Below are 12,296 nucleotides of genomic sequence, written 5' to 3' on the forward strand. Positions count from 1 at the left end.
AGGCATGTATAAAGCTGCTGAAAATAAGAAGCTTGATTTTGTCTGGTTGCTTGGCGCTGACGAAGTCGATATTGATCGACTGGATGGCGCGTTTGTTGTCTATCAAGGGCATCATGGTGATAAAGGTGCGCATGGTGCCGACGTAGTGTTGCCTGGTGCGGCTTATACTGAAAAAGACGGTATCTATGTAAATACCGAAGGGCGCGTTCAATATTCCAACCGTGCGGCATTCCCGCCAGGTGAAGCTAGAGAAGACTGGGCTATTATTCGTGCCTTTTCCGGTCACATCAATAAAACCATCGGCATGGATAGTTTATCTGAAGTGCGCGAAGCCTTGTGTGAAGCCTATCCACATTTTGCTGAAGGCGATGCTATTGCTAATGCAAAATGGTCAAAGTTTGGTGGCCGTGGCAAGATGGATGCTACACCGATCACCAATAGCCTTGATGATTTCCATATGACATGTGCGATTAGCCGTGCATCCGAAACGATGGCTGAATGTCGTAAAGCATTGCTGGATGACACTGTTGATGAAACAGCCATCTCATCAACAGTGGCGGCGGAGTAGTTAGATGATTATGGATTTGATCAATAATGCTGAAATTCGCGCTGTAGCCTGGATCATAGCACAAATCATGATTGTTGTGGGACCTCTGCTGATCGCTGTGGCTTATCTGACACTTGCCGAACGGCGCGTTATCGGTTTCATGCAACTGCGCAAAGGCCCAAATGTTGTTGGCCCGTTTGGCATGTTCCAACCTTTCGCCGATGCGCTCAAACTGATGGCCAAGGAAACGATTCTGCCAGCTGGTGCCAATAAGGTTGTTTTCATTATTGCGCCGATGCTGACCTTTGTTTTGTCATTGGTCGCGTGGGCTGTGATCCCGTTTGGTGAAGGGCTTGTGATAGCAGATATTAACGTCGGGATTTTGTATCTGTTTGCGGTGTCCTCGCTTGGTGTCTATGGCGTTATCATGGCTGGATGGGCAAGTAATTCGAAATATGCCTTTCTGGGGGCGTTGCGGTCAGCCGCGCAGATGGTGTCCTATGAAGTTTCGATGGGACTGGTAATCATCAATGTATTGCTTTGTGCTGGCTCATTAAATTTGAGCGCAATTATCGAAGCACAGCGCGGTATGTGGTTTGCCTTGCCGCTATTTCCGATGTTCATCGTGTTCTTCATTTCAACGCTGGCTGAAACAAACCGTGCGCCGTTTGATTTACCTGAAGGTGAGTCCGAGCTGGTTGCTGGCTATTTTGTCGAATATTCGTCAATGAGTTTTGCGCTATTCTTCCTTGGCGAATATGCCAATATGATCTTGATGAGTAGCATGACAGTGATTCTGTTCCTTGGGGGATGGTTGCCGCCATTTGATATTTGGCCGCTGAACATTATTCCTAGCCCGTTATGGTTCATTTTGAAAATCATGATGGTGTTGTTTGTATTCCTGTGGGTACGCGCAACAACACCACGCTATCGTTATGATCAGTTGATGCGCCTTGGCTGGAAAATATTTTTGCCATTTTCATTGTTATATGTAGTGGCAACAGCTGGCTTTTTGCTGGCAACTGATCGACTGCCAGCGGTTATCGTTGGTTAGGCAGAGGAGAAGGTAAAAGTCATGCGGATGTTGATGGATTCGGTCAAATCATTCCTGCTTCTTGAGCTTGCCAAAGGCATGTTTCTGACGTTGAAGTATTTTTTCAAACCGAAAGTTACAATTAATTATCCTTATGAAAAGGGTAGTTTGTCGCCACGCTTTCGCGGTGAACATGCTTTGCGTCGCTATCCAAATGGAGAAGAGCGCTGTATCGCCTGTAAATTATGTGAGGCGGTGTGCCCAGCACAGGCGATCACGATCGAAGCTGAACCACGCGATGACGGCAGTCGTCGGACAACACGCTATGACATAGACATGACCAAATGTATCTATTGTGGATTTTGTCAGGAAGCCTGTCCGGTCGATGCCATTGTCGAAGGGCCTAATTTTGAGTTTGCGACTGAAACACGCGAAGAGCTGTATTACGACAAAAACAAATTGCTTGCGAATGGTGATCGTTGGGAAACTGAGATCGCCAGAAATCTTGCCGCCGACGCCAAATGGCGCTGATCTAGATTGGAAATGACAGACAATGTTTGAAGCGCTTTTCTTTTATCTGTTTGCGGGCATCATGCTGGCTAGTGCCTTTATGGTCGTGATATCGAAAAACCCTGTATATTCAGTGCTTTTTCTTATCCTCGCCTTTTTCAATGCAGCCGGATTATTCGTCCTTATCGGTGCAGAGTTTCTGGCTATGCTTCTGGTAGTTGTCTATGTAGGCGCGGTTGCTGTTCTGTTCCTGTTTGTCGTGATGATGCTGGATATCAACTTTGCCGAAATGCGCGCGGGCTTTCAGAAATACCTACCGCTTGGCCTGATTGTTGGTGGTATTCTGGTGTTTGAGCTGGTGGCAGCAATGTATGGCGATGCCTTTAAGGGGGCAACCTTGCCGGAAGCATCCGAGATTGCCAATACGACGCGCCTTGGTGGGGTGCTTTACACCAAATATATATATCTGTTTCAAGTTGCAGGTCTGATCTTGCTGGTTGCCATGATTGGTGCCATTTCATTGACCATGCGGCATCGTCCGGGGGTTCGTCGCCAGGTGGTGGCCGAGCAGAATATGCGCCGCCGTGAGGACACTGTTGAGATTGTCAGTGTGCCAGTTGGCAAAGCGCCACCGCGGCAGGAAAGTTAAAGTTATGATGGAATTAACGCTTAATCATTATCTAGCCTGTTCGGCGATTCTTTTTGCGATGGGGATATTTGGTATCTTTTTGAACCGTAAGAACGTAATCACGATCCTGATGTCAATTGAACTGATGTTGCTGGCTGTGAATATAAATATGGTGGCTTTTTCAGCTTATAACGGTGATCTAGAAGGGCAGGTATTCTCGTTGTTTATATTGACGGTGGCAGCGGCCGAAGCGGCTATTGGCCTTGCTATTCTGGTGGTGTTCTTCCGCAATCGTGGATCGATCGCTGTTGAAGATGTTAATATGATGAAGGGCTAGGGCGATATGTACGCATCCATAGTATTTTTGCCGCTTATAGGCTCTGTAATCGCAGGCATTCTGAGTCTGGGAAACCATGATAAGGCAGCTGAACGAATAACAATCGCTGGTTTATTGTTGTCACTTTTATTCTCTATCTTTGCCTTTGCCGAGGTTGCCATTGGTGGCCAACCTATCACGATCAATCTATCGCGCTGGATCGTATCAGGTGATTTTGAGGCACATTGGCGGCTTCGCTTTGATACGTTGACAGCTGTTATGCTGATTGTTGTGACAGGCGTATCTTCGATGGTGCATATCTATTCAGTTGGCTACATGTCACATGATAAAGCCCGCGCGCGCTTTATGTCCTATCTTAGCCTGTTCACCTTTGCCATGTTGATGCTGGTAACAGCTGATAATCTTGTACAGTTGTTCTTTGGCTGGGAAGGTGTGGGCGTTGCATCTTATCTGCTGATTGGTTTTTGGTATCATAAAGAGTCAGCCCATACGGCGGCGATGAAAGCTTTTGTGGTCAACCGTGTTGGGGATTTTGGCTTTGCGCTTGGTATTTTAGCTGTTTATGCCTTGTTTGGGTCGATTCAGTTTGACGATATTTTTGCCAAAGCTGCTCTTTATGTTGATGCAGACGTAAATTTCTTGGACATGAGCTTGCCAGCATTGGAAGTGGCGGGAATATTGCTGTTTATCGGTGCAATGGGTAAATCTGCCCAACTGGGTCTGCATACATGGTTGCCTGATGCGATGGAAGGCCCGACGCCTGTTTCAGCGCTTATACATGCCGCGACAATGGTAACTGCTGGTGTCTTTATGGTTTGTCGCCTTTCTCCAGTGCTTGAATATGCGCCATTCACGCTTGACGTTATTACAGTTATTGGCGGTATGACTGCGATTTTTGCCGCTACTGTTGGCATGACACAGTTCGATATCAAACGTGTGATTGCCTATTCAACTTGTTCACAGCTTGGCTATATGTTCTTTGCCGCGGGTGTGTCAGCTTATCCAGCAGCGATGTTCCATCTTACAACACATGCGTTTTTCAAGGCTTTACTGTTCCTTGGGGCGGGATCGGTCATACATGCGATGTCTGACGAACAGGATCTGCGCAATATGGGTGGTATTTGGAAAAAGATACCTGTGACTTATGTAATGATGTGGGTGGGGTCACTGGCGCTGGCTGGGTTTCCATTTTTTGCCGGTTTCTATTCAAAGGATATGATTCTCGAAGCTGCATTTGCGGCACAGACATCGGTTGGAAGTTTTGCTTTCTGGATGGGATGTGCGGCGGCGTTTTTGACAGCTTTCTATAGCTGGCGTCTTTTGATTATGGCGTTTCACGGTAAGCCGCGCGCGTCAGCCGAAGTGATGTCGAAGGTACATGAATCACCAACAGTTATGACCTTGCCATTGTTTGTTCTTGCGCTGGGTGCAATTTTCTCTGGCTGGCTTGGTTATGAGCTGTTTGTTGGCCATGATATGGCATCATTCTGGGGTGACTCAATTTTCATTCTGCCAACACATACGGCCATGGAAAACGCGCATTATGTTCCAAGCTGGGTAAAGTTGCTGCCAGTCGTGCTGGCGACAAGCGGTGTTTTGCTGGCGGTCTTGTTCTATGCTGTTCTTACCGATATGCCAGCACGAGTAGCAAAAGCCTTTTCACCCCTTCATACACTGTTTTACAACAAGTGGTATTTTGACGAAATTTATGATGCTTTGCTGGTTAAGCCTGCGGTGCGAATTGGTGCAATCCTGTGGCAGCGTGGTGACCGAGATACGATTGATGGCTTCGGTCCGGATGGTATGTCGGGGCTGGTACTTCGGATTTCTGGTTATTGTTCGCGAATTCAATCCGGATTTGTTTTCCACTACGCTTTTGCCATGCTGATCGGCGTTGTTGTGCTGGTGAGCTGGTTTTATTTTCGCCTAAAAGGAATTTAAGTGATGATCGATAATTGGCCTTTACTGACAATCATCACCTTCCTTCCTTTGGCGGGTGTGATCTTCTTGCTAATGATCAAGGGTGACGATGACGTCATTGCTAATAATGCTCGTAGTGTAACGCTGTGGATCACAGGTTTTAATTTTATCGTTTCTTTAGCGCTCTTGCTTGGTTTTGATAGTGATGTAGCTGGTTATCAGTTCGAGGAATTTGCGGAATGGTTGCCTAATACAGGCATTAATTATCATATGGGTGTTGATGGCATTTCGATGCCCTTTGTCCTGCTTTCTACTTTTTTGACGCCGCTTGCCGTATTGGCAAGTTGGCGCGCCATTACACATCGTGTACGCGAATATATGATCGCCTTTCTTGTGCTTGAAACGATGATGATTGGCATGTTTGTCTCGCTAGACATGCTTATGTTCTATCTTTTCTTTGAAGCAGTACTGATTCCGATGTTCCTGATTATTGGAATATGGGGTGGGGCAAGGCGGGTTTATGCGGCGTTTAAATTTTTCCTGTTTACGTTGTTAGGCTCGGTGCTGATGCTGGTATGCATGCTTGTCATGTATGTGCAGACAGGCACAACAGATATACCGATGCTGACTGCGCATAGCTTTGGTACGGGGATGCAATTCTGGTTATTCCTTGGGTTTTTTGCATCTTTTGCGGTCAAGGTACCAATGTGGCCAGTTCATACATGGCTACCAGACGCGCATGTTGAGGCACCGACGGCGGGGTCGATGATACTTGCCGGTGTTCTATTGAAGATGGGGGGCTATGGATTCCTGCGGTTCTCATTGCCTATGTTTCCGCATGCGTCTGAATTGTTTGCACCACTCATTTTTGCTCTATCTGTAATTGCGGTGATCTATACGTCACTTGTGGCACTGGCGCAGTCAGATATGAAAAAGATGATTGCCTATTCATCGGTTGCGCATATGGGGTTTGTCACGATCGGTATCTTCACATTTACCGAACAGGGTATTGCTGGCGCGATGTTCCAGATGATTAGTCATGGTCTTGTATCCGCGGCATTGTTCTTTTGTGTTGGTGTTGTTTATGACCGTCTTCATACACGTGAAATTGATGCTTATGGGGGTGTCGCCAAGGTTATGCCGCGCTATGCCGTGTTTTTTATGTTTATGATGCTTGCTTCGGTTGGTTTGCCGGGAACAAGCGGTTTTGTTGGCGAAATGCTGGTTCTTGTCGGGGCATGGAAAGCAAGCACATGGGTTGCGTTTTTCACCGCCACAGGTCTTGTGCTTGGCGCTACATATATGTTGTGGCTGTATCGCCGGGTTATGTTTGGTAACGTTAACAAGGCTGAAGTCCAATCAATGGAGCCGATGCAAATGCGGGAATTAGGCATTTTTGTTCCCATCAGCATTTTGGTTTTGGTGTTTGGTATCTATCCGGCATTTTTGCTGGATGTAATGGCTGTTTCGATTCAATTGTTAATTGATGAATTGGCGGTAAGTGGTGTTGCGCTCGTCGCATCTAATTAGACTCATATTTGTTCTCAAGGAGAACGGCACTCATGTTCGAAATAAATGATATTTTGCCTGCTCTTCCAGAAATGCTTCTGGCGTGTGTTGCGCTTTTGCTTGTTCTGGTAGCTGCCTATGGAGGCGAAGGTGCTACGAATGCAAAGCGGGTCTGTTCGATTGCTTTGGTCGCAATTGTGATTGCGGCAGTAATGTTATGGCAGGGTAATGATATCCAGACCACAGCCTTTTCTGGCATGTTCAGCGCTGATTCATTTAGTTCATATATGAAGTTGCTGGTGTTAATGGGTGCATTTGCTGCCCTATATATGTCGATCAGTCCGTTGGAACAGGATGATATTAACAAGCCTGAATTCAGCTTGCTTGTCTTATTGGCGGTTGTTGGCATGATGCTGATGATTTCGGCAAATGACCTGATGTCGCTTTATATGGCTGTTGAATTGCAATCTCTGCCACTCTACGTCGTTGCAGCTATGCGGACAAATTCACTGCGTTCATCCGAAGCTGGATTGAAATATTTTCTGCTTGGCGCACTATCATCTGGCATGTTGCTCTATGGCGCGTCTCTGGTTTATGGATTTGCGGGAACAACCAGCTTTGACGGCATATCTGCAGCTGTTGCGACAGGTGCATTACCAGTGGTCTTTGTCATAGGCATGGTATTTATGATTTGCGGGATCGCATTCAAAATATCAGCAGCACCGTTCCACATGTGGACACCAGATGTTTATGAAGGCTCACCAACACCTGTGACAGCCTTGTTTGCCATCGCTCCAAAGGTAGCGGCAATGGCGCTGATGATGCGTCTGACTTATGGCGCCTTTGGTCCAATAGCCGTAGAATGGTCACAGGTTCTTGTTGCTTTATCGATCACATCAATGGTCATTGGTGCGTTTGGTGCGATTATGCAGACAGACATAAAGCGGATGATGGCCTATTCATCAATTGCGCATATGGGCTATGCGTTAGCGGGACTGGCGGCAGGATCACATGCTGGTGTGCTGGGTGTCATGATTTATATGACAGGTTATATTTTCATGGGTGCTGGTACTTTTGCTATCATTCTGATGATGCGCCGTGAAGGCAAGGCCGCTAGCCGAATTGAAGATTTGCGAGGTCTGTCAAAAACACATCCGTTATTTGCTATTGGCTTGTTGGTCATGATGTTTTCGATGGCAGGTATTCCGCCATTAGCTGGCTTTTTTGGCAAGTGGTATGTTTTTCTAGCAGCAGTCAATGCGGGTCTGATTCCGCTAGCCGTTATCGGCGTGGTCATGTCGGTTGTTGGAGCGTTCTATTATTTGCGCATTATCCGTATGATGTATTTTGAAGAAAGTGACAATCCGCTGGATAGTGAACTGCCGATGTCGAATCGATTGGTGCTGACAGTTTCGCTTGGCGTCATTCTTCTGTTTTTTGCCGGCCTTGGCAGTTTGCTTGGGGTAGCTGACATGGCGGCCACAACATTGATGGCTAGCAACTAGGATCAAACCATATGGTGACAAGCGTAGCTTGGACATTTTCCACCGCCGATGTCGCCGAATCATCATCTGATCTTGCCCATAAAGCTGCGCTTGATGGGGCGCCAACAGGTACCGGTTTTCTGGTGGGTGAACAAACTGCTGGACGCGGCCGACGAGGCCGAACATGGCTTTCACCCCAAGGGGGAATGTATCTGTCGGTAGTTCTGCGGCCTGAAATGGACAAACGGCATTGGCCGTTATTGTCTTTTGTGGCGGCATTGGCGGCGCGTGAAACGATCGATCATGTGCTTGTATCACATCAGCCTAAAGTGAAATGGCCTAATGATATTCTGGTCGATGGTAGAAAAATTTGCGGTATTCTACTTGAGGGGATGTCAGATGCCCTTATTGTCGGCACGGGGATCAATGTGGCACCGATTCAGGCGATTAACCTCATGCCAAATCATATATCACCAACGTCACTTGTCGATCTTGGCGATGATGTCATGACTCCGTCGCTATTGGCGGCGGCCTATATGAATAATCTAGCGCGGCGTTATGACGAATTTAGCAAAACTGGATTTATACCTGTTCGAAAAGAATGGATGAGACATGCCGCATTCTTGAACGAAGATGTATCTGTTATTGGCAATGGCCTATCAGGACATTTTGTGGGTATTGATGATGATGGTTCCATGATGCTGGTTGATGCGTCAGGTAAGACGCACCATATCACTACTGGTGATGTTGTTTTGATGGGTGATAATAGCTGATGCTTCTGGCAATAGATTGTGGCAACACCAATATCGTGTTTGCCCTTTATGACAATGCAGGCGATGCCAGTAGGCAGCTTGATTGCTGGCGTATTGCAACTGAAACGTCGCGTTCCAGCGATCAATATCTGGTCTGGCTAGGGCAAATGATGGCGCAGGCCAATTTGGCTAAAGATGATGTTACTGGTATTGTTATGGCCAGCGTTGTGCCCAATATCACACCAGAATTAGTAATAATGGCACGTACAGGATTTGACATTGATCCAATGATCGTTGGTAATAAAGATGTTGAGCTAGGCATTGTGGTTGATATTGATAATCCGTCACAGGCAGGCGCCGACAGGTTGGTTAATGCAGTGGCTGCGAAACATTGCCATCAGGTTCCAGCCATCATTCTTGATTTTGGCACAGCCACAACGCTTGATCTTGTGCGCGCAGATGGTGCTTATGCAGGCGGTATAATCGCGCCGGGGGTGCATGTATCAGTTGAGGCACTCTATCAGGCGGCGGCGCGCTTGCCACATCTTGATGTCAAACCATGGGACGCAACATTGCCCGTACTGGGGCGTGATACGACTAGTGCAATGGAGTCTGGTATTTTTTGGGGTTATGTCGGCATGATTGAAGGGCTGATTTCGCGTCTTCGGACAGAGCAGGGAACAAATTTACCCGCTATTGCGACAGGCGGGTTGGCATCCCTTTTCGCGCCGCATTTACCCATGATTTCGGCTGTTGATGCTGATCTTACCCTGCGTGGCCTCATTGTAATATACAATCTTAATAATTAATTTAATCCCGCTATAACGGCGCAAACAAACAGTTGAATGCTATAAATGACACATTTTTCCAAGTCTGATTTTCTATTTGTCCCTCTAGGTGGTTCTGGCGAGATTGGCATGAACGTTAACCTATATCATTATCAGGATAGCTGGTTGATGGTTGACCTCGGCATTTCCTTTCCGGATGAAAGCACCCCGGGCATTGACGTAGTGCTTCCCGATTTGCAATTTATCCAGAAACACCGTGATAAGCTGGCCGGACTTGTTCTGACACATGGTCATGAAGACCATCTGGGTGCGATTCCTTATCTGTGGAGTAGCATTGGTTGTCCAATTTGGGGCAGTGCCTTTACTCTGGCATTGTTGCGTCGCAAATTGGCCGAGTCGCGCAATGACTATGATATTCCATTGCATGAAATGGGTATGAATACGGTTGAAAAGATTGGTGCTTTTGACATTGAGATGATTGGCCTAAACCATTCAATTCCCGACCCTGCTGCTTTGGCTATCCGTACAGAAGCAGGCACTGTTCTGCATACGGGGGACTGGAAATTTGATAAGACGCCAGTTCTTGGTACGGATACTGATAAAGACCGTCTGGCAAAACTTGGCGATGAAGGTGTGCTGGTCATGGTTGGTGACTCAACCAATGCTATGGTTGAGGGGCATACGGGTTCTGAAACAGAAGCGCGCGATGGTCTGATTGACGCTATTGGTGCCGCTAAAGGCCGTGTAGCGGTAACGTGTTTTGCCAGTAATATTGCGCGTATCGATTCGATTGTGAAAGCAGCTCAGGCAAATGACCGCTCAGTTGCCATTGTTGGTCGCGCGCTAAATAGGGCAATATCTGCGGCGCGTGAAGTTGGGTATTTACATGATTTACCTGATTTTGTGCCCGAGGGTGACATCAATCTGTTACCGCGTGAGAATGTTGTTATCATATGCACCGGTACCCAAGGAGAGCCTCGTGCCGCAATGGCAAAAATTGCTGCAGGGGCGCATGAAACCGTGTCATTGGATCCAGGCGATACTGTTATTTATTCGTCACGCAAGATTCCGGGAAATGAAAATGCAATTAGCCGTGTCCAAGACATGCTTATTCGCCGAAAAATCAAGCTGATTACGGATGAAGATGCACCTGTACATGTATCTGGCCATCCATCGCGCGATGAAATGGTTGAGATGTATGGTCTTGTCCGGCCCAAAATCGCGATACCTGTGCATGGGACAGCGCGGCATCTTGTTGCGCATGCCGAATTAGCTGAAAGCTGCCAGGTACCCCAGACAATTCTGCCGGACAATGGCGCTGTTATTAAGCTGAATGCCGAGACAGTCTCAATTATCGATAATGTACAAACAGGTGCCATGACGCATGAGCGCGGATCAATTATTGACATGCAAGCCGATATGCTTCGTGCGCGGCGCCGTATGTTATGGAATGGTAGTGTGACAGTCAGTCTGGTGCTGAACCGGACTGGGAATATCTGTATGGTGCCAGCCGTTAGCCAGACAGGGCTTGGTGAAGGCGAAAAAGCGGACGATTATATTGCGTCTGCATCTTTGGCGGTTGAGGATGCTGTTGAACTGCTTGGCAAATCGGCCCGTAAAAATGATGCCTCGGTTGAGGAGGTTGCCGGACAAGCGGTTCGTCGTGTCGCACGAAGCATGTTTGGATTGCGGCCAATTACACATGTTCATATTATGCGGGTTAACCAAGAGGATTTGATGGCATGATTGGCCGCATAAATCATATCGCAATAGCTGTGCCGGATGTCGAAAAGGCAGCCATGTATTGGCGCGATGCGCTGGGGACGGATGTCAGTGCCGTCGAAAATTTGCCTGAACATGGGGTGCGCATCGTTTTTGTTAACGCCCCAAATGGTAAAGTCGAACTTATGGAGCCATTGGGTGCAGCATCACCTATCACACTGTTTCTGCAGCGTAATCCCGATGGCGGCATGCATCATATATGTTACGAGGTAACGGATATAGCCGCTGCCTGTGACCATCTGATTGCAAAGGGCGCACGCGTTCTTGGTGATGGCAACCCCAAAACAGGTGCGCATGGTAATCCGGTTGTGTTTTTACATCCCAAGGATTTCAACGGTACCTTAATTGAACTTGAAGAGGTGCGTTAGGGTATGGATATTGTATCAGGAGTCGTTGTTTATATACTTTTATGGTGGTGGGTGTTTTTGATGACATTACCATTTGGGGTGAAGTCGCCAGAAACAATCGAGACAGGGCATGCGACATCGGCACCCGAGCGTCCGTTAATATGGCGCAAGGTTGGTGCGGCGACAATTATCGCTGCAATTTTATTCAGCATCGTATTTATGATTATTGATTCGGGTATAATATCGCTGGACAAGCTATGATAGGGGCACCCGCGACGACCTGTCGCATCAAGCGTTCAAAGCAGCTTTGTGATGGTTAAAAACGCACAATGAATGTTCTGTAACTGAGGCAGGGATGCAAAAACAGATACAAAAAAGAAAAAGCAAGGCTCGCGCCTTGCCTTTCAAAACAATCGCCAATCTGCGTTGGCTTTCTCACTCCCTAAACCCGGCCTTTGCAACCTGTTTTTATTACGCTAAGCAATAAAACAACGTTTGTCGATACAAAATTATTCCTTTTTTAATAAAATAGTCATTCATATGTATTATTTGTAGCAAGACAGATTGAATTAGCTATTTAGGCGTAATGTGGCAACGTTAGTGAAGGCGTTGTTTTATGATATTTTGTTGTGCTAGAGGTTGTATTGAGTTGCAGTGAT

General features: G+C 47.0%; 13 protein-coding genes. All 13 read left to right on the plus strand.

Translation table 11 applies throughout. From position 1 onward, the window contains the following. Positions 1 to 568 (plus strand): molybdopterin-dependent oxidoreductase (locus ABNT28_RS07400; RefSeq protein ID WP_348721302.1); only part of this gene is annotated, 568 nt, incomplete at its 5' end. A gap of 10 nt (positions 569 to 578) precedes the next feature. After that, complete coding sequence (nuoH, locus tag ABNT28_RS07405; RefSeq protein ID WP_332923427.1) at positions 579 to 1,601, plus strand: NADH-quinone oxidoreductase subunit NuoH; 1,023 nt, start codon at positions 579 to 581, stop codon at positions 1,599 to 1,601. A 27-nt stretch (positions 1,602 to 1,628) separates the two neighbouring features. Continuing rightward, complete coding sequence (gene nuoI, locus ABNT28_RS07410) at positions 1,629 to 2,111, plus strand: NADH-quinone oxidoreductase subunit NuoI (RefSeq protein ID WP_332923428.1); 483 nt, start codon at positions 1,629 to 1,631, stop codon at positions 2,109 to 2,111. Between the two features lie 22 nt (positions 2,112 to 2,133). Beyond that, positions 2,134 to 2,739 carry an NADH-quinone oxidoreductase subunit J gene (locus tag ABNT28_RS07415; RefSeq protein WP_332923409.1) on the plus strand — a complete coding sequence of 202 codons (606 nt, stop codon included), beginning with the start codon at positions 2,134 to 2,136 and terminating at the stop codon, positions 2,737 to 2,739. A 7-nt stretch (positions 2,740 to 2,746) separates the two neighbouring features. Beyond that, positions 2,747 to 3,055: an NADH-quinone oxidoreductase subunit NuoK gene (gene nuoK / locus ABNT28_RS07420; protein ID WP_332923429.1), complete on the plus strand. Its 309-nt coding sequence runs from the start codon at positions 2,747 to 2,749 to the stop codon at positions 3,053 to 3,055. Positions 3,056 to 3,061: 6 nt separating this feature from the next. Continuing rightward, entirely contained in the window at positions 3,062 to 4,996 is a 1,935-nt protein-coding gene (gene nuoL, locus ABNT28_RS07425; RefSeq protein ID WP_348721303.1) for an NADH-quinone oxidoreductase subunit L, read from the plus strand. Positions 4,997 to 4,999: 3 nt separating this feature from the next. Beyond that, a complete protein-coding gene (locus ABNT28_RS07430; protein WP_348721304.1) occupies positions 5,000 to 6,505 on the plus strand; it encodes an NADH-quinone oxidoreductase subunit M in 1,506 nt (501 codons plus the stop codon). A gap of 32 nt (positions 6,506 to 6,537) precedes the next feature. Then, positions 6,538 to 7,989, plus strand: a complete 1,452-nt coding sequence (gene nuoN / locus ABNT28_RS07435) for an NADH-quinone oxidoreductase subunit NuoN (RefSeq protein ID WP_332923411.1) — start codon at positions 6,538 to 6,540, stop codon at positions 7,987 to 7,989. 11 nt (positions 7,990 to 8,000) lie between these two features. Further along, positions 8,001 to 8,741 (plus strand): biotin--[acetyl-CoA-carboxylase] ligase, encoded by a 741-nt coding sequence (locus tag ABNT28_RS07440; protein WP_332923412.1) that lies wholly within the window; start codon positions 8,001 to 8,003, stop codon positions 8,739 to 8,741. After that, on the plus strand, positions 8,741 to 9,529 hold the full coding sequence (locus tag ABNT28_RS07445) for a type III pantothenate kinase (RefSeq protein WP_348721305.1): 789 nt from the start codon (positions 8,741 to 8,743) through the stop codon (positions 9,527 to 9,529). Before ABNT28_RS07440 ends, ABNT28_RS07445 begins: the two co-directional genes overlap by 1 nt. Before the next feature lie 45 nt (positions 9,530 to 9,574). Beyond that, complete coding sequence (locus ABNT28_RS07450) at positions 9,575 to 11,254, plus strand: ribonuclease J (RefSeq protein WP_332923414.1); 1,680 nt, start codon at positions 9,575 to 9,577, stop codon at positions 11,252 to 11,254. Beyond that, a complete protein-coding gene (gene mce / locus ABNT28_RS07455) occupies positions 11,251 to 11,658 on the plus strand; it encodes a methylmalonyl-CoA epimerase (protein WP_348721306.1) in 408 nt (135 codons plus the stop codon). Before ABNT28_RS07450 ends, mce begins: the two co-directional genes overlap by 4 nt. Positions 11,659 to 11,661: 3 nt before the next feature. Continuing rightward, on the plus strand, positions 11,662 to 11,898 hold the full coding sequence (locus ABNT28_RS07460) for a DUF1467 family protein (protein WP_332923416.1): 237 nt from the start codon (positions 11,662 to 11,664) through the stop codon (positions 11,896 to 11,898). Positions 11,899 to 12,296: the final 398 nt, after the last annotated feature.

It is taken from the genome of uncultured Candidatus Puniceispirillum sp., assembly GCF_963979125.1.
GTDB lineage: Bacteria > Pseudomonadota > Alphaproteobacteria > Puniceispirillales > Puniceispirillaceae > Puniceispirillum.